Source organism: Natronorubrum marinum, assembly GCF_052040125.1.
In the GTDB taxonomy this organism is placed as follows: Archaea; Halobacteriota; Halobacteria; order Halobacteriales; family Natrialbaceae; genus Natronorubrum.
In genome coordinates, this window is record NZ_JBPPFV010000002.1 from 851,156 (window position 1) to 875,930 (window position 24,775).

Below are 24,775 nucleotides of genomic sequence, written 5' to 3' on the forward strand. Positions count from 1 at the left end.
CTATCGGAACGAAAATCGGAATGAAGTATGAGTGTGGAAGCCGCGGTTGCCCGGCGTTCCGGCCGGGGGAATCTCGGTTGCCTTCTCCACCCCGCGACCCGTCGAGCGACAGGTGTCCGGCGGTCCACTGCTCGCTTCCGCGCCTGATGGGCTGTCGCCGGCTAACCACGATGGGGCGTCCCTGCGGACGGCCACCGTAGACCGCTGTCCCCGACGGACGAGGCTTCTCTGTTGGCTCCCGAGGCCCCGGCCGGTCTGACCGGACGCCTGCGGTCTTTGGTCCCCGCTGATGACCATAGCGCGGGTAGTGAGCAGGGCCAAACTGCCCGACCTATCCATCCCCTCCTAAGCGGGTGGAACTTAAGGACCTTTCGCCTCCCGAATCGCGGGCGGGCGCGGTGGTGTGTCCGATACGGAGCCCGAACGGGACAGTCGGCCGCCAGAATCGCGGCGTCGGAACACCCAACGTGCTTTGGCAACGGTTGAAAGACGGTAGCGAACGAACAACTATCGTGATCCAACCCGACGTGTCGAACGGCTCACGTCCGCTGCACTCGAGCACTCATGAGTAGTAATTGTCCGGAGTCAGATACGACCGATACCGGGGTACCGCCGAACGAACACTGGTCGAGCGTGTCGAAACACGTCGCCAACAGCTACGTCGAGGCCAACAACGCCCTCCTCGCCGCGATGGGCTTTTCGCCGTCGTCCGACGGGCCTACCGGGACGCTCACCGCACGGCAGCAACCCGAGACGGTCGACGCCCCGGTCACCGAAGTCGCCTTCGGCGACGAGTCCTGGCTGATGGAGCGCTCCACTGACGAGTACGAGGACCTCGCGGTCGGCGACTACGTCCGCTTTACGAAAGCGATCGAGGAGATCGACGTCTCCGCGTTCGCACAGGTCTCTGGCGACACCAACCGACTCCACCTCGCGGAGTCGTTCGCCAAGGAGACCCAGTTCGGCGGCCGCATCGCCCACGGCACGCTCGTCGCCGGGACGATCAGCGCCGCGCTCGCCCGGTTCCCCGGCCTGACGATCTATCTCTCCCAGGACCTCGAGTTCCACGCGCCCGTCGAAATCGGCGAGACCGTCACCGCCGACTGCGAGATCGTCGAGGTGCTCGGCGACACCCGCTACCGACTCCACACGACGGTCGAGACCGCGGACGAGGAGACGGTGATCGACGGCGAGGCGATCGTCGTCATCCAGGAGTCGCCCGACTCGTGATCGGGAGTCGCCCGTCTCGACGCCGGTTTCTTCGCTTTTCCGTCGATTCGATAGCTGCGGGTCGGGACGCACCGTGTCGGTCGTTTCGTCGTTTTCGAAGCTGGTAGCGGTGAAAACGTCCGTTTCGCCCTCGTGTCGTCTTCGCACAGCCAAAATACCTTGGAGCAATGGTGATACCCCTCCGCGTCCTTTTCACACGTAATGAGTAGGTCAGAATCGGTGTCGCGGATCGTCGCCGTGTGTCGCTCCTGTGAGTCGGTGTTCGTCTCCGAGCAGAAGCCGGACGGGACGATCAGGCCCATCGGCGTCTCCCAGGAGTGTACCTGTGGCGACGGTGATTTCGAGCGGATCACGCCGTCGGGTGGCAGCGAGCCGACGAACGACGGTGGCCCGGCGGTGCCACGACCGTCGGACTGAGGTCTCGAGCGAGTATCGGACGGAGAACGGCGGGGCGCTACTCGCGGGCACCCGCGCGTTTTCGCGCGAGCGCTCCGCGTCGATTTCCGGCACCCGACTTCTTTTGGAACGAATCGGTCTGCATAGCGTATGCCCACACCGACGGAACGGGTCCGCCGAGCCGAGCGCTCGAGCATCCGCGTCATGTTCGATCTCGCGGAGCACCACGACGGCGACCTCGTCCGACTCGAGGTCGGCGAACCCGACTTCGACACGCCCGAACACGTTATCGACGCAGCTGCGCGCGCCGCTCGAGCGGGGGAGACACACTACACGTCGAACGCGGGACTGCCGGCGTGTCGGCGGGCGATCGGTGACATGCTCGCCCACGATCACGGCGTCGAGCACGATTCCGACGAGATCGTCGTCACGGTCGGCGGGATGGAGGCGCTGCATCTGGCGATCATGGCGACGGTCGGTCCCGGCGAGGAACTCCTCGCTCCCGGACCGACGTGGCCGAACTACGAGATTCAGGCGCACCTCGCGGACGGTTCGTTTCGCGAGGTCCCGATGCCAGCCGAGTCGGGGTTCGATCTCGAGGCCGACCGCGTCGTCGAGGCGATGAGCGACGACACCGCCGCGGTCGTGCTCACGACGCCCTCGAATCCGACCGGGCGCGTCTACGATCCGGTCGAGTGTCGAGCGGTCGTCGAAGCGGCCGCCGACCACGACGCCTACGTCATCGCCGACGAGGTGTACCTCGGGCTGACCTACGACGGCGAACCGGAGGGGATCGCGGCCCACACCGGCCACCCAGACCACGTTATCACCATCGGCTCCTGCTCGAAGACGTACGCGATGACCGGCTGGCGGCTCGGCTGGCTCGCGGCCGACGACCACGTCGTCGATCGCATAGTTACGGTCCGCGAGGCGACGACCGCCTGCCCCTCGAGCGTCTCCCAGCACGCCGCGATCGCGGCCCTCACGGGTCCACAGGAACCGTTTCGAGCGATGTACCGAGCGTTCCGGGAGCGGCGTGATCTGGTCGTCGACCGTATCGCCGGAATCGAGGGTGCCTCCTGCCCCCGGCCGGAGGGGGCGTTCTACGCGTTTCTCGACCCGGGTATCGACGACGACAGTCTCTCGATCGCGAAACACTTGCTCGAGGAACACGGCGTCGTGTTGGCTCCCGGGGACGGGTTCGGCGAGTCGGAGCCAGGGCGACTGCGGCTCTCGTTCGCGAACTCGACGGAGCGGTTGAACGAGGGGTTCGATCGACTCGAGGCCGGATTGGACGCGTACTGAGCTGCGGTCTGGGACAAACAGTCGCTAGCGGTCGGACACGGACGGCTCGGGGGATTGCCGCCGTCACCGAGACGGTGGGAGCAACCGTCTCCGAGGCGATGCGTCAACGGCGTGTTATCGTCGCCGGTCCGCGATGAACTCGAGGTTATTTCATTTCGGCGTGTACTGTAGCCGCTCCCTCGACCCAGATCGAACAACTGGGCCGTACGGGCGAAAGAGGCGCGGACGGCCGTTTCGCCGCCGGCTCGGGGAACGCCCCGTCGAACGACGAGTCAGCGCTCGAGGCGGAAACGTTCGCGTACTGTGACGGCTTCGATCGAACGCGGCTCCGCGTTCGCTGACTACCATCTCTGCGCCACGAGTTATGACAACGCCATCGACGGTCGAATGAAGGCGCGGATTACAAAGCGGGTCGCAGCCGTTCCCGACACCGAGACTGTCACCCCGATGAGCGACGAACTACGCGTGCCCCAACCGACCGACGAATCGATCCGCTCGATGCTGGTAACGCTCGAGCGAGACGCCGATCTCACCCTCTCGCCGATCGAACGGCTGTTTCTCGCGACCGACGGGACCGTCACCCACATGCTCGAGGCGCTGACGAGGGGCGACGTCTCGGTGACCATCCTCGACCGTTCGGTGGCCGACAGCCGGCTGTTTCGAACGGTCGCGCTCGTACCGGACACCGAACAGAACCCGTTAGTCTGGGCTCGGTCGACCATTCGGCTCTCATCGCTTGCAGACTCCGTCGCCGACGAACTCGTCGACGGCGAGATCGGTATCGGAGACGTGCTTCGCGAGGAATGTACGGAGACGAGACGCGAAATCGTCGAGATGAACGTCCACTCGGCCGCCAATCGCTTCCCGTCGTTCGTCGAAAGCGACGCGGTGTGTCTCCTCGAGCGGACGTATCAGATCTACACCGCGGACACTCGTATCATGACCATTACCGAGTACTTCCCGAAGGATCGACTCAGCACGTATCGAACGCAGTAGCCTGTGGCCACGAGTTGGTCGCCGGAACGGGAACCGGCGCGTCGATCGTTCAAAACCGATCCATAACAAAGCCCGGCTAGTCGTTATCCTCGATCGAGACTATGGTCGATATGTGGAACCCGTTACTCGAGAGAATGCCGCGCGACCGACTCGAGCGCCGGCAGATCCGGAAGTTCAGGGAGCAAGCCGTCTACGTCTACGAAAACGTTCCCGTGTTTCGGCGAAAGCTCGATCAAGCCGGCATCGTTCCCGAGGAGATCGGCTCGTTCGAGGATGTCCGAGCCGTCCCGACGACGACGAAAGACGAACTGCGGCGAGCGCAGGAGACAAGCGAGGACGGCTCGAAAGGGCCGTCAGGAGAGACAAAAGCGGTGACGGAGACGAAATCGACGCCGTACGGGGAGCTTCTCGCCGTGGAACCGGAGGCAGTCCGCGAATATCACCAGACCTCCGGGACCACCGGCACGCCGCTCCGACAGGCGGACTCGGGCCGGGACTGGGAGTGGTGGAGCGACTGCTGGGCGACGGTGCTCTGGTCGCAGGGGATTCGACCGGACGACCGCGTCTTCTTCCCGTTCTCCTACAACGTCTTCGTCGCGTTCTGGGCCGCCCACTACGCCTGCGAGCGGATCGGCGCCGAGGTGATTCCCGGCGGGAACCTCTCGTCCGTCGAACGCGTCGAACTGATCGACGACCTCGAGGCGACGGTCTTCATGACCACGCCGACGTACGCGCTTCGACTCGGCGAGGTCGCCGAGCAGGAGGGGATCGATCCCGCGGCGACCAGCATCGAACGGATCGTCTGTGCCGGCGAACCCGGCGCGAGCGTGCCGGGGACGAAAGCGAAACTCGAGGAACGCTGGGGAGCGACGGTCCACGACCACGCCGGCGCGACCGAAACCGGCGCGTGGGGGTACAGCTGCGAGGGCGACTCGCTCGGCCTCCACTTCAACGAGGCGCAGTTCCTGATCGAGGTGGTCGACGACGACGGCGTCCCGGTCGAACCGGGCGAGACGGGAACGCTCATCGTCACGCCGCTCGACCGGCACGCACAGCCCTATCTCCGGTTCGAACAGCGCGATCGAGTGCGACTGGAGGAGCCAAGCGCCTGCGACTGCGGCCGGACGTTTCGCCTCGCCGACGGCGGCGTTCTCGGCAGAGACGACGACTTCACGACGGTCAACGGCGTGTTACTCTCGCCGACGGCGGTCGAAGACGTCGTCCGCCAGCATGACGGCGTCGCCGACGAGTACAAGATCGTCATCGACCACCACGACGAGAAGGAATCGGACGTCGTCACCCTGATCACCGAGGCGAAAACGCAGGACGTAGAGACGACCAGAACAGAGCTTCGCCACCGGCTCAAACAGGCCTGCGGGCTCTCGTTTCGAATCACGCTGCGCGAAGGGGGCGTGCTCGAGCGACCCGAACTCAAAGCCGATCGCGTCGTCGATCGACGGGTGAACCATGTCTGAGAACGACGGTGGGCAGCATGACGGCGACTCGCTGCAGCGCCGATCGCAGACGGTCGGCGACCGAGCCAACCGCGGCGCCGGCCGCGGCGACGAACGACCGGCTGCGGACCTCGACGAACTCGCTGCGCTCGTCGACGACCTCGAGGAGGCGTCGACGGCCCTGATCGAACGCGGGCAGGAACACGACGTTCCGGCGATCGAGCACAACGCCCAGCGGATCCGCGACGTCGTCCGCGTTCTCGAGCAACACGTCCCCGAGCAGGGTGACGACGACTGAGACGGTTTGCTGTACCGATGTATTGGTGGGGCCGCAGGACGGATCGCGGTCCCGCCGGAAATGACGTACAGCGGACAGTACGAAGCGGGAAGGCACCGAGTGGCAACCGATCGGACGATCAGATTGTGTTCGAAACTGACCCGAAACTCGCTCAGCCCGTATCGTACTCGCTAAATGTCGTCTGCCAGACCTCGGGATCCGTCACTCGTTTTCCGTCGACTACCCAGCGGTCGCCGTCCGCTTCGTCGTCCGTCAGCGCGTAGACGCCGTGGATCGTCGGCGTCGAGACCAGCGAGAGCGGCACGGTCTGATCGCTTCGAAAGCCGTAGGCGGAGAGTATCGACTCCGAAATCACGCCGGACGGCGCGACCACGAGTGCCGCCTCCTCGTTCGCCTCGAGAATCGCCTCGAGAACGGAGACCAGGACGGCCGTTCGGGGTCGACTCGAGACGAGCGGCACGATATCGGTAAGGTGCGTGATAGTCGTCCCATCGTCGACTTTCGTTCCGGTGGTGATCGCGGCGACGGGCGAACCGTCGTAGCGCCCGACGTACGTCGTGTACTCCCAGTGGGGGTTGCCGAACCGCCACTCGTAGAACGTCTCGTCGCGGACGAGGTGGAGTTTGTCCGGAACGTCGTGCCGGTAGAGCGCTGCGAGTGTCTGACTTGGAATCGTCGCACTCCGGTCGACGTCGATCTTCGGGTGGTCGGCGACCGACGGACGCTGCCGGGATTTCGCCGCGAGATAGCCTCGAGAGAGCACTCGAGCGCCGCCTCGAGCCAGCGCGGAGAGCGGACCGACTGACTCGCCGTCGACCATCGCGTCGGGCTGTTGGACTCGGAAGTACGTCTCCTGGCGCTCGACGAGCTGCCAGCCGTACTTCTCGAACGTCGCTTTGCTCAACTGATTCGGGAAATCGAACACGATTTCGAACCCGTCGTCAGCGGCGAACCGATCGAGCCCGATCCTGAACAGTTCGGTGAACAGGCCTTCCCGGCGGTGTTCGGGTCGAACCGCGCCGTCACAGGACTGCACGGCGGGAATCTGACGCGAGCCGGTGTGTAACTCGAGGACCCAAAAGCCGACGGCGCCGACGAGTTCGCCGTCGAACTCGGCGACGTAAACCGGGATCTCCTCGGTGTACGGGTTGGTTTCGTACTTCCACGCGAACCAGTCACTGGAGAGCGTCGGATCCAGCACCTCCTGATACACTGCGAGCAGGTCGTCGCGATCTCCCTCGCGGTACTGCCGGATAGTGTATTCGCGGTCGCCGCTGGCGTACTGTCGCTCCAACGAATCCACCCGATCCCGTCCGTACATACCTTGTCCAACGACCGATCGGCCATAGTAATAGATCCGATATTCCGGTTACTGAGCGTGCTAGTATCGGTCTGTCAGCGGTATCGACGGGTTAGTGGTCGCTGCTGTGATAGCTATGCGCCCGATCGAGTGCGGCGGTCTCGAGGGCGCGTCGCTCGTGTAAGTACGGTCGTACTACCGCGCTCCCGAACCGCCGTGGGACTGGCCGGGATGCGCTCGAGTCGGGTTACCGTTCGATTGCTGTCCGATCAGTGTTGGTGCTCGATGAAGGCCATGTGAGCCTCGTTTCGTCTCGAAGCGGTACGTTCCGTTCTCTAGAAAAGTCTATCCGATCGTACTAGTTGGATACTGTATGCCCTATTTGGAAATACGGAAACAGGTCTTCGAGTTGCTCGATGCCGATCAGGGAGGACGGCCGGGTCAGGCGATAGACCTCTTCATTATGGCCCTCATTCTCCTGTCCGTCGTCACGATCATCTTGGAGACCGTCGACCCGATAGCACAGCAGTACGGCGACCTCTTTCAGTACTTCGAGGTCGTCTCCGTCGCGATCTTCACCCTCGAGTACTCGCTTCGGATCTGGTCGATAACGACTCACGAGGGGTACAGCGCCATCAACGGTCGATTGAAGTACGCGACGAATCCGTACATGATTATCGACCTGCTCGCCATCCTTCCGTTCTTTTTAGGCGGGATCGTGGATCTCAGATTCCTCCGCGTTATCCGTCTGTTCAGGGTCTTTCGGGTGTTCAAACTGGCGCGGTACTCGACGTCGATCCAGACGATGGGGCACGTCCTGAAAACGAAGAAGCCGGACCTGGTGATCAGCGTCGTCGTCACTGCTATCCTTCTCGTTCTGGCCTCGAGTAGCATTTACTACGTCGAGCATCAGGCACAACCCGAGGAGTTCAGCAGCATTCCCGCTGCCTTCTGGTGGGCCGTCGTTACGATGACGACGGTCGGGTACGGGGACGTAACACCCGTCACCCAAACCGGCCAACTACTCGGCGGCGTCGTCGCCTTCTTGGGTATCGGTCTCTTCGCCCTTCCCGCGTCGATTCTGGCGAGCGGGTTCATCGAGGAAGCCACCACCGACGAAGCGAACGGTGAAACGGTACAGTACGACGAGAACGATATCACTCACTACAACCACTGCCCGCACTGTGGAGACGAACTCCCCCACGAGCAAGGCATCGTGCCAGAGTCCAGAGGGAGCGAACACACGGGCGAGTCGGAACGAGCAACTCTCGGACGAGAGTAATTGCGAGTTGGTCGAGGACTCGAGAGCGACTCGGTAATCCATGCGCGACTACCGGATAGTTGCTGTTCCATGGACAAACGGATCGACGAAGCAGAGTTGTTGGAAACGAGGCCGTGAGTAGGCGCTACAGGATTATGAATCACGCCGAGACGGTCGCTCACGTCGTTCGCGCTGCGTCTCGTCTAGTTCAAATCCTTCGCGGTTCCATTGCTGACGCTCACGAAGTAGTTCGCGTCAGCAAGTGGGCGCTACAGGATTTGAACCCGTGGCAACTTGGTCCGAAGCCAAGCACTCTGTCCAGACTGAGCTAAGCGCCCTCACTTCAGCATTTTCCGGCGACCCCGTATAAGTCGCTCGGTTTGGAGGCATTTCGACAGCCACCACCACGCACACTACCGGAACTTCTCAGCCGGTGAAAACTGTCGCCCAGGGTCTTTGTCTTGCACCCGGAACACCTAGCTACTCATGACGGTGAACGAGGCCCCAGTTCCCGACGACGGCCGGTCCAGCGACGCACCGCTCGAGTTACTCACCGACGACGAGGACGTCTGGACCGCCGTCCCTGCCGATGCGACGGGCGACGATCGAGTCTGCAAGTGGCTCTCGATCGACGCCGATGCGCTCTGCGATCTCGAGGAGTGGCGGTGACCGCCGCACTCGAGTGGAACCGATCTCCGACAGTCCCCGATCACGCTGTTCGCTCCGGCGCGCGCTCGAATCGAGTTCGGACCGTACCGTTTAACCACCAGCGCTGAGCACTCCCGGCAATGACAGCGGGGGAGACGATCCGCGGGGCGCTCGAATTGACGCGGCCGGTGAACGTGATCGCGGCGAGCGTGTTGCCGTTCATCGGCGCGTTCGTCGCCGGTGGCGTCGCCGACAATCCGCTCGCGGTGGCGGCTGCGGTCGCTGCAACCGGATTGGCGGTCGGGGCCGGAAACGCGATCAACGACTACTTCGACCGGGAGATCGACCGGATCAACCAGCCTGACAGGGCGATTCCCCGTGGGGCGGTGAGTCCGCGGGGGGCGCTCGCGTTCAGTCTCGTCCTCTTTGCGGGTGCAGTTGCGCTCGCGCTCACGCTCCCGACGGCAGCGCTCGCCATCGCGGGGATCAACCTCGTCGCGCTGGTAGCCTACACCGAACTCTTCAAGGGACTGCCGGGGCTCGGCAACGCGCTGGTGGCCTATCTGGTCGGGAGCACGTTCCTCTTCGGTGCCGCGGCGGTCGGCGATATGGGACCGGCCGTGGTGCTGTTCGTCCTCGCGGCGATCGCGACGTTGACTCGAGAGATCGTCAAGGACGTCGAGGACATCGACGGCGATCGCGAGGAGGGGTTGAACACGCTCCCGATCGCGGTCGGCGAAACGCGCGCGCTGCAGATCGCCGCCGTCCTGATCGTCGTCGGCGTCGTCGCGAGTCCGATACCCTACCTACTGGACTACTTCGGCGTCGCCTACCTGCTCGTGGTGCTCCCGGCGGATGCGATCATGTGCTATGCGGCCTCCGAGAGTTTCGAGGATCCCACGGCCGGACAATCACATCTCAAATACGGAATGTTTCTCGCCGCGCTGGCGTTCGTCGTCGGCCGAGCAGCGGTGGCGGTGCCGGCCGGGGTCTGAACGCGACGGCGAGACGGATCAGCGATGAACTCGGACACAGCCAATATAAATTAGCATTGGTTGTGCTCCTACAATCAAAAGTAATATAAGCTGGATCACGCATTCTCATAGCAACGCCGGAGTAGTCAGCGGAGCCAGCAATGGACGTCACTACGGCTGATGGATGTGTGTATCTGGTATGTATGACCTCGCCGATGTCATTCCGGACGCCGAAATCGATCCGGGGACGAACCTGCTCGTCGCGGGCCCGCCACTGACGGGAAAGCGACAGATCGCGTTCGATATCCTCGCGAGCGGTGCCGATCGAGGCGACGGATCGATCGTCGTCACGACCAAGGATAGCGCCGACAAAGTGCTCGAGACGTTCACCGACTCTACCACCAGTACCGACGCCGACATCGGTGTCGTCGACTGCGTCACGAAACAGCGCGGGATCGGCACGGTCGACGACGACCCGCGGATCAAGTACGCGTCCTCGCCCGTCGATATGACCGGCATCGGGATCAAGCTCTCCGAGTTCCTCCAGGAGTTCTACGAGAACCGCGGACTGAGCGAGAACCGCGTATTGCTCCATTCGGTCTCGACGCTGCTTATGTACTCGAATCTCCAGACGGTGTTTCGCTTCCTCCACGTCTTCACCGGTCGCATCCAGAGCGCCGACGCCATGGGCGTCTACGTCATCGACTCGACGGCCCACGACGACCAGACGATGAACACGCTCAAACAGCTGTTCGACGCCGTCATCGAACTCGAGGAGCCCGCCGACGGCGAGGAGCCCGAGATCCGGACGGCCGGCCTCTCGACCTGAGACAGCCACACCGTCGCGCCGAGACGTCCGTCGCTTCTTCCGTGACCCCGAAACGTTTCACTCGCGAGTCCCTACGCTCGCGTATGCCCGTCGACGCCATCGACGACCTCGCGGCCGTGTTCGAGTACGAGACCATCGCCGTCGTCGGCTGCTCGAGTACGCCCGGAAAGGCGGCCCACGACGTCCCGAACTACCTGCGCGAGCAGGGCTACGACGTGATCCCGGTCAACCCCTTCGCGGACGAGATTTTCAGCCGATCGGCGTACGACTCGCTCGCAGACGTCGAGGAAACGGTCGACGTCGTCTGCATCTTCCGCCCGAGCGAGGAAGTGAGCGGGATCGTCGACGCGGCGCTCGAGCGCGACGACGTCGAGGTCGTCTGGACGCAGCAGGGAATCCGCGACGACGAGGCGGCGGGTCGCGTCGAAGACGACGGGCGGGTGGCCGTCCAGAGTCGGTGCATGATGGTCGAACATCGACGGCTCGCGGCGTAACCACCGTTACGTCGTAACGAGGTGTAACGGTGTACTCACGCCGTCGTCGCCGCACGTCGCTCGAGCGTCGCGAGCGCCTCCTCGAGCGAGGTGCTCATGACGCCGTCGGCGACCGTCCCGACGTGGGTGAGCGCGACGAGCACGTCCGCGAGCGGATCGGCCGGAAGATCTGCGACGACGTCGGCCAGCGTCTCGGGGTCGATGGCAGTCACGGTCTCGGAATCGGCGACTGCACCGAACGGGAGGTCGGCGACGACCCTCTCGGCGACACGGCGCCTCATCCGCTCGTCACCGGCCACCTGCGTGCGGATTTCGCGTTGTCGGGTCGGCGGCACGGACTGGGCAACCGGAATCGAGCACGCCGACTCGCAGTACCACGTCAGCGCGCGCTGCACCGCGTCGAGAATCGCCGCGTTCGGTCGATCCGTGGTTTCCCCGAGGTCGTGAACGCCGGTCTCGAGGGCGGCCCGTCGATCGTCGAACAGCGCCTCGAGCCGTCGGGGCGCGTCGGATGCGAGAAACGAGTCGGCGATCGCAGCCGGCGAGTCGCACGTCGAAAGATCGCCGTCGTAGAGCGCAGTTGGGACGCTCGCTACGCCGTTGGCCACGTCTTCCGGAAGGTCTTCGACATCGTCGACGACTGTGAGAACGAACATGGCGTCTCTGGTGACCGTTCGAAGTCGCTCGAGTTGGTTGTCCGAGTAGCTGTCGACCGCGCCGATCAGCGAGACGGCGAGGTCGGCCCAGACGGAACCGCGCTCGTCGACACGAGCGATGGCGTCCTCAAGCGTCGCCGTGGACGGCTCGAGCGTCTCCTCCCCGAGTTGCCCCCGGCCGATCTGTCGGACCGTCTCTAGGATGGGCGACAGATCGATCTCGTGGGGGAGCGAGTTTGCGGCCTCGAGAACGCTCGTAAACGCGAGATCGCCGAGCGTGACGTGCTCGTTCATCCGTTGCTTTCGGTTCCCCGTCCAATCGTCGGACTCGTCGATCGCGTCGTCGTGGAGGCTGCTCGTGACGAAGAGCGCGGTGGGGATCGAAGCCAGCGTCGCCGCGAGGTCGTCGTCGTCAGTCTCGAGGACGACGGCGGCGTACGTGAACGCGCCGAGGAGCCCGCCCTGGGCGGCGTACGCCTCGTACTTCGTCCGCACGGTGGGGGAGAGCGCCCGTTCGGCGGGGAGGGAGAAAAGCGGCTGGTTCATACGCCCACCTGTCAACAGTGCGTAATCAATGTACTGGTCACCGAGCCGGTGGTGTTCGGTACGAAAAAACGGACGGCCGACGGCCGACTCGAGTCAGTCCTCCCACTCCTCGAACGAGCGGTAGATCCCCTTCGAGAGGTAGCGCTCGCTCGAGTCCGGGAACACCGTCACGACCGTCTCGTGTGGCGCGTCGATCGCTCCCTCCGAAATGCCGCGGGCGACCCGTTTCGTCGCGACGCTGGCGGCCCCGGCGCTCGAGGCGACGAGGTGGCCCTCCTCGCGAGCCAGCCGTGTGAGTTCCTCGTGAGCCTCGCGGTCGGGGACGGCGTGGACGGCGTCGACGAGATCCGGTTCGAACAGTTCGTTGGTCTCGGTGTTGTGCGTGCCGATCCCCTCGGTCTTGTACTCGCCCTCCTCGCGCTCTTCGTCGAGTAACTCGCCGTACAGCGAGCCCTCGGGTTCGACGGCCGCGACGTAGGTGGTCGGGTCCTGCTCACGTGCGTACCGCGCGATGCCCATGAGCGTTCCCGCGGTGCCACAGCCGGCGACGACGGCGCCGACCTCGCCGGAGAGCGCCTCGTAGATCTCGGGCCCGGTCGTCGCGTAGTGGGCCTCGGTGTTGAGCGGGTTCGAGAACTGCTGGGGGACGACGGCGTCGTCGAGTTCGGCCGCCAGTTCGTGGGCGCGCTCGATTGCGCCGTCCATCCCCGCGTCTGTCGGCGTGTTGATAACCTCGGCGCCCAGCGCGGCCATCAACTGCTGTTTCTCCAGACTAAAGCGTTCGGGGACGACGAAGATCGCCTCGAGTCCCAGCTGTTTGGCGGCGATCGCGAGCCCGATCCCGGTGTTCCCCGCGGTCGGCTCGACGATCGTTCCGCCCTCGCTCACGTCGCCGCGCTCGAGCATCTCTCGGAGCATGTAGCGGCCGATACGATCTTTCACGCTCGCTCCGGGGTTGAACGACTCGAGTTTCGCGTAACACTGGACGTCCTCGGGACCGTCCTGAAGGGCGACGAGCGGCGTCCGACCGATCGTCTCGAGGACCGAGTCCACCGGCTGCTCGTGGGTCGTCATCGTGCTGGCAAAAGTTGCCCCTGCTGTTAGGTTTTACTCATCGAACGGAACGCGTGACTCGGTACCAAACGACTTACTCGGCGGTGGCGTCGGCCGCTTCGGCGTCGCTGGCGTCGTCGTCACCGCCGGCCCCAGCGTCGGCGTTTTCGTCGTCACCGTCGCCCGCGGCTTCGGCCTCGTCGATGGCCGCCTCGGCGAGGATCTGTTCGCCGTCGATCCCTTGCTCTTCGGCCAGCGCGAGCAACAGCGCGCGTTGTTCGGTTAGCTGGTGGTCGATGCTCTTGACCGTGTCGTGGGTGTCGTCGACCTCCTCCTCGAGGCTAATGATCCGCTGCTGGAGCTCCTGTACCTGTCTGTACATCGCTTCGGCGCGGTCCGACAGACTCTGAATCTTCTTTGCGGTGCTGCCAAGTCCCATGCTCGAACGATGTGTCGGGTAACTAATGGGCCTTTTCCTCCGTCGCTCACGTTCGCTGCCGGTTACGCCGCGCTGCCGGTCTCGAGGAACGCCTCGCTCGCGGTGTTGAACGCGTCGGGCCGATCCTGATTGACGAGGTGGCCCGACTCCGAAAGCTCCAGGCGCTCGCCGGTCGCGACCTCCGAGACGAGGTTCGCGCCCTGCCGTTTGACCAGCGGGGCCTCCTGTTCGCCGTGGACGACGAGCGTCGGCGTCTCGACGTGCGAGAGGTTCGCGGGCTCGTACCGATAGAGCGCGCCGAACACCTTCCGGAACTCGTTGCGTGAGATGTCGTCAACGGCCTCCATCGCCGCCTCCCGAACCTCGGGGTTCACCGACAGCCAGCGTTCGCCGGTCGTCGCCTGAATGGAGTACAGCATCGACCGGAACGTCGTCTGCGGGCCGGTCATCGACAGCGACGTCGACAGCGCCGGCAGCGGCGACATGAGGGGCTTCATCATCGGCGGCAGATCCATCGGCGGCATCGACCGCACCGCGCCGCCGAGGATCGCGCCCGCGGCGCGGTCGGGGTGGCGGTCCATGAACTCCTGGACGACCATCGATCCCAGCGAGAGGCCACAGAGGATTGGATCCTCGAGATCGAGTTCCGAGAGAAGGGCCTCGAGGTCGTCGGTGAAGAGTTCGATCGAGTAGCTGCTCGGCTCGGTCGCGCCCGTCTGCCCGTGGCCGCGAACGTCCATCGTGATCGCCTGATAGTCGTCCGCGAAACGGTCGACCTGCGGGTTCCAGGCCTGCCCGTTCATCCAGCCGCCGTGGATGAAGACCAGCGGCTGGCCGTCGCCGCGCGTTTCGTACCAGAGCGTGCCGTCCTCGAGAGCGAGTTCTGCCATTGACAGCTAGTCGGCCGCCGCACGTATAGGTCGCGGGGTTGCAGATAATGCGAATTGAGAACGGATATCTTTCAGACAAACGTGTCGGCGCCCTTTCGGATAATTTCAGAAGAAAGCGAGTCTGCTGCTATCGATGGCGGCTGTGATTTCCACGTCCTCCCCAGCCGATTCACTCGTTCATTCCATTCACTCGCTCATCCCTCGCGCAATTTTGAACGGCGTCTCGCTCGGCTCGTCGCTCGCTTTCGTTCGCCGCCGTTCAGCGCGCGCCACCGCACGTGGATCAGCCGGTCTGAAGCAACGCATAGGACTGAAGCGAGCGATACTCGAGGAACGTCGGTCCTACCGATCGGAGCCGACCCAGCGGTCCCAGACGCTTTCGAAGTCGGATTCGTCTTCGGTGAGTCGATCCCACTCGGCGAGGCCGCGCTCCTCGCGGGTGCCCGGGATCGTGTTGTCGAGAACGAGCGCTGCGAGTCCGCCGACGGCCATCCCGGTCGATCCGATAATAAAGACGGTGTCGACGACGGCCTCCGCGGCGGTCTCGAGCGGGGACGGATAGCCCGCGAGTGCGGCCTCGAGGCCGACCGCGTCGCGGAACGCGAGCGTCGATTCGAAGTTGCCCATGTAGGCCGGCATCGCTAACCCGATAAAGAGGGCGAAGCCGACGACGAAGAGGTTTCTCGAGGAGTCGAGATCGACGTGTTTGAGGTTCCCGATACCGACGGCGACGATCTGGGCGAACATGGCGATGAACAGCCCGCCGACGATGGGGTCCGGAATCGTCGCGATGAGTTGGCCGAAGTAGCCGATGAAGCCGAAGAACAGCATGACGACGGCGCCGATCTGGACGACGTAGCGGGAGGCGACGCCGGTGAGTCCGATCGCACCGATGTTCTCGGAGTAGGAGGTCGAGCCGCCGGTGCCCATCACGCCGGAGAAGACGTTCATCAGCCCCTCCATCCCGATTCCGTGATTGATGCGCTTCTCGCTGGGTGCCGCGGAACCGGTGAGGTTCGCGACGGCGTAGTAGTCGCCGATGCTCTCGACGATCGAAGCGAGCACGCCCGCGAACATGCCGATAATAAAGGCGGTCGTAAACTCCGGAATCCCCCACTGGAACGGGTAGATCGGCAGGATGAACGTCGTGTCGGTGACCTCAGCGAGCGGGACGTATCCGGGGTGTTCAGCCCCGAGTATGGCGTCGAACGAGAGCGGACCGAGCGCCCAGTCTCGAGAGAGCCCTGCAGCGAGGAACCAGGCGATACCGATCGCCAGAATCACCGGATACAGCCGGAACGCCTTGTGCTTGATATCGAGATACTGCGAGAACAGCAGGATCAGTCCGAGCGTCAACCCGAGCAGCAGCCAGCTCTGATCGGTCGTCGTGATCTGGGGTGCGTCGAACAGCGCCAGTCCGATCAGCGCGATCGTCGGCGCGATGACGACGGGCGAGAGGAACCGGCGGAGTTTGCCGACCAACCCAAAGTATCCCATCACGACCTGCACCGTTGCGGCGACGATGATCGCACCCTGTAGCTGCAGGAGGGCAGCCTGCCAGTCGTCCCCGGTTCCGGCGCCACCTGCGGTGACGACGGCGACGATGGCGAGCGCGGGTGCGAGCATCGAGAACGGCGCACCCTGGACGATCGGGTACCGGTTCCCGAACGTCGTCTGGGCCAGCGTCGCGATTCCCGAGACGACGAAGAAGGTGCCGACGAACTGTGCCGTCACGTCACCGGGCATCCCCATTGCCTCGGCCAAAATCAGCGGCACCGCGATGTTCGCCCCGACCATCGTCAGGTAGTGCTGGATCCCCAGCACCGCCGATTCGCCGACTGGCGGCCGGTCGTCGATGCCGTACTCGATATCGTCGCTGACGTCGCGATCGTCCGAATTACCGTCGGCGTCAGCGCTTCCGCCTGCTGATTCGTCCCCCGCGTCAGTCATGTCTCGTCGGATAACGATCGACCGAGGTCAAATGGATGTTGATCCGTCGGGCGCGACGCACCCGACAAGCGTCGGACCAGTTCGGGGTCGCTCAGCGAACGAATCTCCAGACGTGTCCACAGTCCTCGCACTCGAGGCGCTGCTCAACCCGACCGTCGAGGACCCGTCGCTCGAGTTCGGTTCCGGTGTCGGATAGACACAACGGACAGTCGTGTCGCTCGCTGCCGTTCACGAAACGGGATTGCCGGGCCGAGACCCTGTACAATTTGCCTACCTAGTTTGGGAGTCGTCCGCCGCGGCCCGATCGGCCGCAGCGCGAACCGTCTCAGCGGACAGCGACGAGAGGTCGACCAGTTCGCCGTCGGCTTCGGCTGCGACCAGTTTCGAGAGCCCAGCGCGGGAGTCGTCGCCAGCATCGACAACGATCACGGTCGCGTCGTCGGCCGCAAGTCCGCGGGCGGCTCGCCGGGTCGCTTCGGTCGGACTCCCGTCGGCCACGTTCGCCCGGCCGTCCGTCACGCAGACGACGACCGAGGCGTCCGTCTCCGCACGATCGAGCACCCGTCTCGAGGTCTCGAGCCCCGCCGGGAGCGGCGTTCGATCACCCGAGGGAAGCTCCTTCAGGTGCCGTGCGGCCAACGAGACGCTGTCGGTCGGGGGGAGCAACACGTCCGCATCGTCGCCCGCGAAGGCGACGAAGGCGACCCGATCGCGGTGTTCGTAGCTGTCCCGCAGGAGTTCGAGGACGACCCCCTTCGCGGTGCGCATCGCGGGTCGCATCGAGGCGCTGGCGTCGACGGCGAAGACGATCGTCACCGACGTCTCGCCCGCGCGGACCGACCGGCGGAGGTCCCGTTTTTCGAACTTCGAATCCCCTCGAGCGGCGGCGGATCGAACCGACGCCGCCGCGTCGATCGGCCCGTCTCCCGACGCGGGTTCCGTTCGAACGCGCGCGCCGCGGTTGTCGACGCTGGGGGTGGTGCTCGCTCGAGCGCCACCGTTCCCCGTTGCCTGTCGGCTCTCGACGTCGGACGAGTCGAGGTCGGGCGCCTGTGCCTCGCCGACGCTGGCAACCTCGCCGCGTTGCTGGCCGGGGACGAGCGGCTGGGCTTGGTCGTCCTCGTCGTCACCGTTCTCGCCCCGATCGTCGTCGGACCCGGATTCGCTCGAATCGTCGCGCTCGCTGTCTGCGTCGGAGTTGGCTCGGGTAGGTTCGGGATTTCCGCCCGACGGCCCGTCGCCGTCGTCGGGTCGGCGTTCGGGTCGGGAATCGTCAGTTTCCGAATCTTCCTCGTCGTTCGATCCGTCGGCCCCATCGTCACCGTCTCGGGATTCGGAATCGCGGTCGTCGTCACTCTGGTCGCCGCTGGATTCGTTTCCCGACTCACCGTCGTCTTCGTCTCCACCCTCGCTCCCGTTCTCGTCTGTTTCGATCTCCTCGTCATCCCCTCCATCACCGCTGTCGTCCGGCTGCTCCTCCTCGAATCGGTCCTCGAGTATATCCTCCAGATCCGGTTCGTCCTCGAACGGCGTGCTCCGGAGTCGATGGGGCAGGGCGTAGCGCGCGGCCTCGTGGACGTCCGACTCGATGACCGTCGTCCGGCCCTCGAGCGCCGCGATGGTCATCGCGGTCCGGGCCGTCGCCACGTCGCCGCGGTGGCCGTCGACGCCGGCATCGAGACAGAGGGTGGCGATCTCTTCTTTGAAATTGGCGGGGAGGGCGACGCTCGGGAGTCGGTCGCGGGCCGATACGAGGTCCTCCCGCAAGGCTGCCGTCTCGTCGGCGTGCTCGGCCCACGGATTCGAGTCGTCGGTTCCGTTTTCGGTGTCTGAGCCGTCGGACTCGAGCGCCCGATCGATGATTTCGACCCGATCGTCGATCTCGCGACAGCCCTCGACGGTGGCCTGGAGGGCGAACCGATCCCGCAACTGGGGCCGGAGGTCGCCCTCTTCGGGGTTCATCGTCCCGATCAGGGTGAACTCTGCGGGGTGTGAGATGCTGATCCCATCGCGCTCGACGGTGTTGACGCCGCTGGCAGCCGAGTCGAGAATAACGTCGACGAGGTGGTCGTCGAGCAGGTTGACCTCGTCGATGTAGAGAATGCCCCGGTGGGCGCGAGCGAGCAGCCCGGGATCGAAGTCGGCCGCGCCGGCGAGGGCGTCCTCGACCGAGAGGGTGCCGACGACGCGGTCTCGAGTCGCCCCCAGCGGCAGCGTCACGAGGGGAACTGCCCGAGTTTGGATCGGTAACTCCTCGCCGTCGCGGTCGCGCTCGCGGCAGTCGGCACACTGGAGACTCGAGTCGTCGGGCGAACAGCCGTACGGGCAGTCGGCAACGGCTCGCTGGTCGGGGAGGAGGTCCACGAGTCCTCGAACGGCGGTCGACTTCGCGGTCCCCTTCTCGCCGACGACTAGGGCGCCGTCGAGTCCGTCGTTAACCGCGACGGCACACAGTACGCGCTTCAACTCGTCCTGTCCGACGATCGCCGGAAAGGGGAGTGACGACAGCTTTTTGCCCCCAGCGTCTGCAACCATAGTTGAGCTAATACAACAGAGGTTTAAAAACACGATGACACGGATCGGGATCTACACCGCGACGGAGAACGAACTCGGCTCGATCGGCCAGGCCGCCGAGCGCCTCGAGGGGATCGAGCTGGTCGTTCGCTCGGAGAGCGACCTCGAGGACGAGGCCGACATCGAGGAGTTCGTCGAGGAATTGACCGACGCCGCCGCGGCCATCTTCTGGCTGCACGGCGCCGAAGACAGCATGCCGGGCTACGACTACGCGACGGGCGCCCTAGAGGAGGCGGGCATCCCGCTGATCGTCAAAGCGACCGGCGACGCCTTCGCGTTCGAGGATACGACGGTCTCGGAGGGCCATCGCGACCTCGTCTACGACTATTTGGAGAAAGGCGGCACGATCAACGTCGAGAACTGCTGTCGGTTCCTCGTCGCCGAGTACGAGGGCCGGGACGTCGAGCACGAAGAGCCGACGACACTGCCGACGGAAGGCGTCTACCATCCCGACTATCCCGGCGTCGAGTACGAGGAACTGCTCGAGACTCACGACCCCGAGAAGCCGACGGTCGCGGTCTGGTTCTACGAGTCCCACTGGACCCACGAAAATACGCGATACGTGGATGCACAGGTTCGCGCGCTCGAGGAGCAGGGCGCAAATGCACTCCCCATATTCTGCAACCCGGCGACGGACACTGACGAGCAGGAAGACGCCGAGTGGGTCACGGACAACTGGCTTCTGGACGGTGCAGGTCGACCCGTCGTGGACGCCGTCCTCTCCTCGTTCATGTTCTCCCTCTCCATGGACGAACGCGGCCGCAGCGCCAGCGACGAGGGCTCGAGCGCCGAGGACGTCTTCCTCGACCGACTCGGGGTGCCCGTCCTCCAGACGGTCACCACGATGCGTTCCCGGTCGCGCTACGAATCCAGCGACACGGGTGTGATGGGCTTCGAACTCGCGCTCTCCGTCGCCCTCCCCGAGTTCGACGGTAACGTCATCACCCATCCGATCTCGGGGAAAGAACGCACCGACGACGAGGCCGGCATCGGCAGCGCGCCGAAACACCACTACCCGATCGAGGATCGCGTCGGTCACGCGACACGGCTCGCGGTCAACTGGGCCGAACTTCGACACACGCCGAACGAGGAGAAGCGGGTCGCCGTCGTCCTGCACAATTACCCGCCGAGCGACGACGGGATCGGGACCGCGTTCGGGCTCGATTCGCCGAAGTCGACCGTGAATCTGCTCGAGGAACTCGAGACTCGAGGCTACGATTTAGGCGGAGAAATGCCCGACAGCGGGCAGTCCCTCGTCGAGAAACTCACGTCGCAACTCACGCTCGAGGATCGCTGGGTCGCCCCGGAGGACGTCCGCGACCTCTCGGTCGACGTCGTCGCCGCTGACACCTACGCCGACTGGTTCGCCGACGCCGACGAGCGGTTTCAGGAGAATATCGTCGATGAGTGGGGCGAGATACCGGACCGCCCGTTCGCGATTCCAGGCGTCGAGTTCGGCAACGTCCTCGTCACGGTCCAGCCCCCGCGCGGGTTCGGCATGGACCCCTCGAAGGTCTACCACGATTCGGACCTCCAGCCGCCACACGACTACTACGCGTTCTACGGCTGGCTGCGCAACACGTTCGAGGTCGACGGTGTCGTCCACCTCGGGACTCACGGGAGCCTCGAGTGGCTCCCCGGAAAAACGGTCGGGCTGAACGGCGAGAGCGCGCCCGATCAGCTGATCGACGACATTCCGAACGTCTATCCCTACATCGTCAACAATCCTGGCGAGGGGACCCAGGCGAAGCGTCGATCCTACGCCGCCATCGTCGATTACTTGACGCCCGTGATGCGGAACGCAGGCACGTACGACGAGTTGTCCGAACTCGAGGAACTCGCGAACCAGTACCGCGAGGCGGGGATGGAGGACGCCCGCGCGGACGATGGTCAGCACCTCGAGGACCTCATGCGCGAGAAAGTCGAGGAACTGGACCTCGCGGTCGAACTCGGAATTTCGGGAACCATCGACGAGAAAGCCGACGTTCGCGGCCCCGACGAAGCGGGCTCGACGCTCGCGGAAGGTGATGTCGAGGGTGCGGACCTCGCAATCGACGACCTCGTCGAACGCATCCACGAGTACCTCACGGACGTCAAAACCACTCAGATTCGGCTGGGACTGCACACCATGTCCGAGCCGCCGGCCGACGAGCGCCTCGTTGAGTACCTCGTGGCTCTGACGCGACTCGAGAACCCCGGCGCGCCGAGCCTGCGCGAGAGCGTGGCCGGCGCGCTCGGCGTGGACTACGAGAAAATGCTGAACGCGCCCGGCGAGTACGACGAGGATCTGGGGATGACCTACGCCGAGGCCGCCGACGTGGTCTACGAGACCAGCGTCGACCTGATCGAGACGCTCGCCGAACACGAGTTCGACGTGCCCGTATCGGAACTCGAGGGCGGCCCCGACGACGAGGTCAACATGAACCTGCTCGTCGTCGACCTCGAGACGATCGGCGACGGTCGCGCGAAGTCACGCGCTCACGACAACCTGCGGAAGGCCCTCGCCTATATCTGCGAGGAGGCCCAGCCCCGCGTGCAGGGAGCCGAAGACGAGATTCCGCGCACTGCGGATGCACTCTCGGGCGAGTACGTGCCTCCCGGCGGATCGGGCGCACCGACCCGCGGCGGCGTCGACCTGCTCCCGACCGCGCGGAACTTCTACACGCTCGACCCGCGCAAGGTGCCCGCGAAGGCTGCCTGGCAGGTCGGAAGCGAGGTCGCGGAGGGCGTACTCGAGCGCCACCACGCCGAACACGACGAGTACCCCGAGGAGATCGGCGTCGTCGCGTGGGGGACGCCGACCGTCCGAACACGAGGGGAAACCATCGCTCAGGTGCTCGCCATGATGGGGGTCGAACCGCAGTGGACCGACGCCGGCCGAATCGACGACGTCGAACCGATTCCGCTCGAGGACCTCGACCGCCCTCGAGTCGACGTGACCACCCGCGTCTCCGGGCTGTTTCGGGACGCGTTCCCCGCTGCAGCGGGGGTCATCCACGACGCCGTGGACGCCGTGGTCGACCTCGACGAGCCTCACGAGATGAACTACGTCAAAAAGCACGTCGAGGAAGAAGCCGAAGAGTTGCAAGAAAAAGAGGGCCTCGACGAATCCGACGCTCGCAAGGCCACACTGCACCGCGTCTTCACCACCAAACCCGGCGGCTACGGCGCCGGGACGAACAAAGCGGTGGATGAAGGGAACTGGGACGATCGCTCCGACCTCGCGAACGTCTACGTCCAGTGGGGCGGCTACGCGATGGGGTCGCGCGGACGAGTGTCCGACGCCCACGACGCGTTCGAACGCCGGCTTTCCAGTGTGGACGCCACCGTCAAGATCGAGGACACGATGGAACAGGACGAGTTCGACTCCTCGGACTGGTACGCCTTCCACGGTGGCTTCATCTCCGCCGTCAGCGAGATTTCGGGCGAAGAGCCGGCCTCCTACGTCGGCGATTCCTCCGACCCCGACAATGTCGACGTCTACACGAACGAGGAGAAGGTCCGCAAGGCCATGCGCGCCCGGGTGCTGAACCCCGACTGGCTCGAGTCCATGGAGGACCACGGCTACAAGGGCGCCGGCGACCTCTCGACGACGGTCGACGTGACCCTCGGCTGGGACGCGACGACGGGCGTCATCTCGGACACGCTGTGGGCCGACGTCGCAGAGAAATTCGCCTTCGACGAGGACCGACAGGTGTGGATGCGTGACGTGAATCCGTGGGCCCTCGAGTCCATCACGGATACGCTGCTCGAGGCCATCGAGCGCGACCTCTGGGACGCCGACGACGAAACGGTCGACCGGCTTCGGGATCTGAATCTCGAGGTCGAGGGTGATCTCGAGGCGCGGACGACCAACGAGGCCGTCGGCGCGGGGGTGACCAACGATGACTGAAGGAGAGCAACAGTTCGACGAGGAGTACGCCGATCTGGGCGCGACGACGCAGAACGCGATGGACATCGCGGAGACGAGCATGGACATCGTCAGGCAGTTCGTGCCGGACGAGACGCTAGCCGACCGAATTCGGCAGAAGTCGGTCCACTCGATGGGTGACATCGAGTTCCAGCACCTGATCGAATTTTCGGGGAGCAACGACCTCGGCGACGACGAGGATGCCCCAGTTCGAGCCGGTGCGCGGGCCGTCCTCGAGGAATCGACCATCGTCACCGACATCACGATGTCCAAGGCCGGCATCACCGGCCGCGGCCACAACTGCGAGAAGCGCAAGGCGATCGGCAACGGGGCGGAACTGGCGAAGAAGACCGGGATGACCCGAACCGCCGCCTCCGTCCTCGAACTCGACAAGCAGGGCGTCTACGACGACGCGATCGCGACGATCGGGAACGCCCCCACCGCCGCGTTCGCGCTGGCGGACTGCATCGAGAACGGCACCAGACCCGCGGTCATCGTCGCGACTCCCGTCGGCTTCGTCAAGGCCGAAGAGAGCCGCCAGCGGATCCGCGAGGTCAGCGAAGCGTACGACGTACCGGCCATCACGAACGTCGGCCGCCGGGGCGGCAGCGGACTCGCCGCCGCGTTGACGAACGAACTGATCCACGTCGCGAAGGATGTTCGAACGGACGGGCTCGAGTTGGACCTCACCGCAGACGAGCGGGCCGCACAGGCTGCCAGCGGTTCCGAGGAGGACGAATGAGCGGCGACTACGACCTCGACGCCGGGCCGGATCCTGCGACGTTCGCCGCGGCAGCGGCGGAGCCGGATGTCGACGAGCAAGCGGAGGATCCGGTCTACGCCGTCGGCGTCGGCCCGGGCAATCAGGCGTATCTCACGCCCCGCGGCCGGCGGGCGATCGAGGAAGCGGACGTCGTCGTCGGCTTTACGACCGTGGTCGAGTTCGTCGAGGATCTAACCGACGCCGACCTGCAGACCTGCGGCTACAAGGACGAAGCCGAGGCGCTCGAGGAATTCGGCGAACGCGTCGCAGCCGGCGAGTCAGGCACTGCCGTCGCGATGGGCGACCCGAACCACTCGGGCTACCAGTTCGTCGGGAAGGTACAGGATACGATTCAGCGACAGGATTCCGAGAGACCCGTTCGCGTCGTTCCCGGCATTTCCTCGCTCCAGATGGCTGCGAGCCGCGCCCGGACGCCGATGGAGGACACCGAGTTCGTCACGTTGCACAAGAGCGGCGACCTCGCGGCCGACATGGAGCGTCTCGCCGCTGCCGCGACGGTGGACGAACGACACCTGCTCGTGTTGCCGCGTCCGTACGATCGGATGCCCGGCGACCTCGCCCAGTTCCTGCTCGAGGAGGGAGCCGAGCCCGATCTCGAGGCGCTGGTGCTCGAGAAGTTAACCCACGATGATGAGCAGATCCACCGCTTCACGCTGTCCGAGTTGGCCGAACACGCCGGCGGAAGCGGGAAAGAGGACACGCCGTTCTCCGATCTGGTCGTGCTCGCGGTCAGACAGCCCGTGCTGTAGACCATTCGGATCGCGTTCGGACTGCCGTCTCACCGACCC

At 64.9% G+C, this 24,775-nt stretch carries 21 protein-coding genes, 1 tRNA gene and 1 other RNA gene; 14 read left to right on the plus strand and 9 right to left on the minus strand.

Features of this window, described 5'->3' with window-relative positions:
* Positions 1 to 30: 30 nt before the first annotated feature.
* An RNA gene (gene ffs, locus ACSFC5_RS13870) (signal recognition particle sRNA) lies at positions 31 to 342 on the minus strand.
* Positions 343 to 564: 222 nt separating this feature from the next.
* Between ffs and ACSFC5_RS13875 the strand changes: the two genes are divergently transcribed.
* The 6 genes from ACSFC5_RS13875 (at position 565) to ACSFC5_RS13900 (ending at position 5,679) form a co-directional block, all read left to right on the plus strand.
* On the plus strand, positions 565 to 1,230 hold the full coding sequence (locus ACSFC5_RS13875; RefSeq protein WP_440765839.1) for a MaoC family dehydratase: 666 nt from the start codon (positions 565 to 567) through the stop codon (positions 1,228 to 1,230).
* Between the two features lie 201 nt (positions 1,231 to 1,431).
* Entirely contained in the window at positions 1,432 to 1,647 is a 216-nt protein-coding gene (locus ACSFC5_RS13880) for a hypothetical protein (RefSeq protein WP_090304712.1), read from the plus strand.
* Positions 1,648 to 1,776: 129 nt separating this feature from the next.
* A complete protein-coding gene (locus ACSFC5_RS13885; RefSeq protein WP_440765840.1) occupies positions 1,777 to 2,931 on the plus strand; it encodes a pyridoxal phosphate-dependent aminotransferase in 1,155 nt (384 codons plus the stop codon).
* Between the two features lie 303 nt (positions 2,932 to 3,234).
* Complete coding sequence (locus tag ACSFC5_RS13890) at positions 3,235 to 3,927, plus strand: chorismate--pyruvate lyase family protein (RefSeq protein WP_440765841.1); 693 nt, start codon at positions 3,235 to 3,237, stop codon at positions 3,925 to 3,927.
* Positions 3,928 to 4,061: 134 nt separating this feature from the next.
* On the plus strand, positions 4,062 to 5,402 hold the full coding sequence (locus ACSFC5_RS13895; RefSeq protein ID WP_440765842.1) for a phenylacetate--CoA ligase family protein: 1,341 nt from the start codon (positions 4,062 to 4,064) through the stop codon (positions 5,400 to 5,402).
* On the plus strand, positions 5,395 to 5,679 hold the full coding sequence (locus tag ACSFC5_RS13900) for a hypothetical protein (RefSeq protein ID WP_440765843.1): 285 nt from the start codon (positions 5,395 to 5,397) through the stop codon (positions 5,677 to 5,679). The genes ACSFC5_RS13895 and ACSFC5_RS13900 overlap by 8 nt, the downstream gene beginning before the upstream one ends.
* 151 nt (positions 5,680 to 5,830) lie before the next feature.
* Here ACSFC5_RS13900 and ACSFC5_RS13905 read toward each other — a convergent pair whose 3' ends face one another.
* Complete coding sequence (locus ACSFC5_RS13905; RefSeq protein WP_440765844.1) at positions 5,831 to 7,000, minus strand: GNAT family N-acetyltransferase; 1,170 nt, start codon at positions 6,998 to 7,000, stop codon at positions 5,831 to 5,833.
* A gap of 352 nt (positions 7,001 to 7,352) precedes the next feature.
* On the opposite strand from ACSFC5_RS13905, the gene ACSFC5_RS13910 reads away from it, so the two are divergent.
* Positions 7,353 to 8,261, plus strand: coding sequence for an ion transporter (locus tag ACSFC5_RS13910; RefSeq protein ID WP_440765845.1), 909 nt, complete (start codon positions 7,353 to 7,355; stop codon positions 8,259 to 8,261).
* A gap of 242 nt (positions 8,262 to 8,503) precedes the next feature.
* Here ACSFC5_RS13910 and ACSFC5_RS13915 read toward each other — a convergent pair.
* Positions 8,504 to 8,578 (minus strand) — tRNA-Arg (locus tag ACSFC5_RS13915).
* A gap of 148 nt (positions 8,579 to 8,726) precedes the next feature.
* On the opposite strand from ACSFC5_RS13915, the gene ACSFC5_RS13920 reads away from it, so the two are divergent.
* The 4 genes from ACSFC5_RS13920 (at position 8,727) to ACSFC5_RS13935 (ending at position 11,185) form a co-directional block, all read left to right on the plus strand.
* A complete protein-coding gene (locus ACSFC5_RS13920) occupies positions 8,727 to 8,909 on the plus strand; it encodes a DUF7511 domain-containing protein (protein ID WP_090304723.1) in 183 nt (60 codons plus the stop codon).
* A gap of 119 nt (positions 8,910 to 9,028) precedes the next feature.
* Positions 9,029 to 9,883, plus strand: a complete 855-nt coding sequence (locus tag ACSFC5_RS13925; protein WP_440765846.1) for a geranylgeranylglycerol-phosphate geranylgeranyltransferase — start codon at positions 9,029 to 9,031, stop codon at positions 9,881 to 9,883.
* A 178-nt stretch (positions 9,884 to 10,061) separates the two neighbouring features.
* A complete protein-coding gene (locus tag ACSFC5_RS13930; RefSeq protein WP_440765847.1) occupies positions 10,062 to 10,691 on the plus strand; it encodes an RAD55 family ATPase in 630 nt (209 codons plus the stop codon).
* A gap of 83 nt (positions 10,692 to 10,774) precedes the next feature.
* Positions 10,775 to 11,185, plus strand: a complete 411-nt coding sequence (locus tag ACSFC5_RS13935) for a CoA-binding protein (protein ID WP_440765848.1) — start codon at positions 10,775 to 10,777, stop codon at positions 11,183 to 11,185.
* Positions 11,186 to 11,220: 35 nt separating this feature from the next.
* On the opposite strand, the gene ACSFC5_RS13940 is transcribed toward ACSFC5_RS13935, so the two are convergent.
* The 6 genes from ACSFC5_RS13940 to ACSFC5_RS13965 form a co-directional block, all read right to left on the minus strand.
* The gene (locus tag ACSFC5_RS13940) at positions 11,221 to 12,387 is read right to left on the minus strand and encodes a hypothetical protein (protein WP_440765849.1); all 1,167 of its coding nucleotides are present in this window, start codon (positions 12,385 to 12,387) and stop codon (positions 11,221 to 11,223) included.
* Positions 12,388 to 12,480: 93 nt separating this feature from the next.
* Positions 12,481 to 13,461, minus strand: a complete 981-nt coding sequence (locus ACSFC5_RS13945; protein WP_440765850.1) for a PLP-dependent cysteine synthase family protein — start codon at positions 13,459 to 13,461, stop codon at positions 12,481 to 12,483.
* Between the two features lie 73 nt (positions 13,462 to 13,534).
* Positions 13,535 to 13,879: a DUF5798 family protein gene (locus ACSFC5_RS13950; RefSeq protein WP_440765851.1), complete on the minus strand. Its 345-nt coding sequence runs from the start codon at positions 13,877 to 13,879 to the stop codon at positions 13,535 to 13,537.
* Between the two features lie 62 nt (positions 13,880 to 13,941).
* Complete coding sequence (locus ACSFC5_RS13955; protein WP_440765852.1) at positions 13,942 to 14,769, minus strand: alpha/beta fold hydrolase; 828 nt, start codon at positions 14,767 to 14,769, stop codon at positions 13,942 to 13,944.
* A gap of 342 nt (positions 14,770 to 15,111) precedes the next feature.
* Positions 15,112 to 16,719 carry a uracil-xanthine permease family protein gene (locus ACSFC5_RS13960; RefSeq protein WP_440765853.1) on the minus strand — a complete coding sequence of 536 codons (1,608 nt, stop codon included), beginning with the start codon at positions 16,717 to 16,719 and terminating at the stop codon, positions 15,112 to 15,114.
* Between the two features lie 270 nt (positions 16,720 to 16,989).
* Entirely contained in the window at positions 16,990 to 19,254 is a 2,265-nt protein-coding gene (locus ACSFC5_RS13965; RefSeq protein ID WP_440765854.1) for a VWA domain-containing protein, read from the minus strand.
* Between the two features lie 34 nt (positions 19,255 to 19,288).
* Between ACSFC5_RS13965 and cobN the strand changes: the two genes are divergently transcribed.
* From cobN to ACSFC5_RS13980, 3 genes are read left to right on the plus strand one after another with little or no spacing between them, the layout of a single operon-like run.
* On the plus strand, positions 19,289 to 23,185 hold the full coding sequence (cobN, locus tag ACSFC5_RS13970) for a cobaltochelatase subunit CobN (RefSeq protein WP_440765855.1): 3,897 nt from the start codon (positions 19,289 to 19,291) through the stop codon (positions 23,183 to 23,185).
* A complete protein-coding gene (locus ACSFC5_RS13975) occupies positions 23,178 to 23,945 on the plus strand; it encodes a precorrin-8X methylmutase (protein ID WP_440765856.1) in 768 nt (255 codons plus the stop codon). Before cobN ends, ACSFC5_RS13975 begins: the two co-directional genes overlap by 8 nt.
* Positions 23,942 to 24,736: a cobalt-precorrin-7 (C(5))-methyltransferase gene (locus tag ACSFC5_RS13980; protein WP_440765857.1), complete on the plus strand. Its 795-nt coding sequence runs from the start codon at positions 23,942 to 23,944 to the stop codon at positions 24,734 to 24,736. The genes ACSFC5_RS13975 and ACSFC5_RS13980 overlap by 4 nt, the downstream gene beginning before the upstream one ends.
* Positions 24,737 to 24,775 lie beyond the last annotated feature (39 nt).

Coding starts and splice junctions, on each gene's coding strand:
- ACSFC5_RS13900 (WP_440765843.1), top strand. CDS start 5,395: ATGTCTGAGAACGACGGTGGGCAGCATGACGGCGACTCGCTGCAGCGC.
- ACSFC5_RS13945 (WP_440765850.1), bottom strand. CDS start 13,461: ATGACGACCCACGAGCAGCCGGTGGACTCGGTCCTCGAGACGATCGGT.
- ACSFC5_RS13910 (WP_440765845.1), top strand. CDS start 7,353: ATGCCCTATTTGGAAATACGGAAACAGGTCTTCGAGTTGCTCGATGCC.
- ACSFC5_RS13880 (WP_090304712.1), top strand. CDS start 1,432: ATGAGTAGGTCAGAATCGGTGTCGCGGATCGTCGCCGTGTGTCGCTCC.
- ACSFC5_RS13975 (WP_440765856.1), top strand. CDS start 23,178: ATGACTGAAGGAGAGCAACAGTTCGACGAGGAGTACGCCGATCTGGGC.
- ACSFC5_RS13905 (WP_440765844.1), bottom strand. CDS start 7,000: ATGTACGGACGGGATCGGGTGGATTCGTTGGAGCGACAGTACGCCAGC.
- ACSFC5_RS13955 (WP_440765852.1), bottom strand. CDS start 14,769: ATGGCAGAACTCGCTCTCGAGGACGGCACGCTCTGGTACGAAACGCGC.
- ACSFC5_RS13875 (WP_440765839.1), top strand. CDS start 565: ATGAGTAGTAATTGTCCGGAGTCAGATACGACCGATACCGGGGTACCG.
- ACSFC5_RS13950 (WP_440765851.1), bottom strand. CDS start 13,879: ATGGGACTTGGCAGCACCGCAAAGAAGATTCAGAGTCTGTCGGACCGC.
- ACSFC5_RS13980 (WP_440765857.1), top strand. CDS start 23,942: ATGAGCGGCGACTACGACCTCGACGCCGGGCCGGATCCTGCGACGTTC.
- ACSFC5_RS13935 (WP_440765848.1), top strand. CDS start 10,775: ATGCCCGTCGACGCCATCGACGACCTCGCGGCCGTGTTCGAGTACGAG.
- ACSFC5_RS13960 (WP_440765853.1), bottom strand. CDS start 16,719: ATGACTGACGCGGGGGACGAATCAGCAGGCGGAAGCGCTGACGCCGAC.
- cobN (WP_440765855.1), top strand. CDS start 19,289: ATGACACGGATCGGGATCTACACCGCGACGGAGAACGAACTCGGCTCG.
- ACSFC5_RS13925 (WP_440765846.1), top strand. CDS start 9,029: ATGACAGCGGGGGAGACGATCCGCGGGGCGCTCGAATTGACGCGGCCG.
- ACSFC5_RS13965 (WP_440765854.1), bottom strand. CDS start 19,254: ATGGTTGCAGACGCTGGGGGCAAAAAGCTGTCGTCACTCCCCTTTCCG.
- ACSFC5_RS13940 (WP_440765849.1), bottom strand. CDS start 12,387: ATGAACCAGCCGCTTTTCTCCCTCCCCGCCGAACGGGCGCTCTCCCCC.
- ACSFC5_RS13885 (WP_440765840.1), top strand. CDS start 1,777: ATGCCCACACCGACGGAACGGGTCCGCCGAGCCGAGCGCTCGAGCATC.
- ACSFC5_RS13920 (WP_090304723.1), top strand. CDS start 8,727: ATGACGGTGAACGAGGCCCCAGTTCCCGACGACGGCCGGTCCAGCGAC.
- ACSFC5_RS13930 (WP_440765847.1), top strand. CDS start 10,062: ATGTATGACCTCGCCGATGTCATTCCGGACGCCGAAATCGATCCGGGG.
- ACSFC5_RS13895 (WP_440765842.1), top strand. CDS start 4,062: ATGCCGCGCGACCGACTCGAGCGCCGGCAGATCCGGAAGTTCAGGGAG.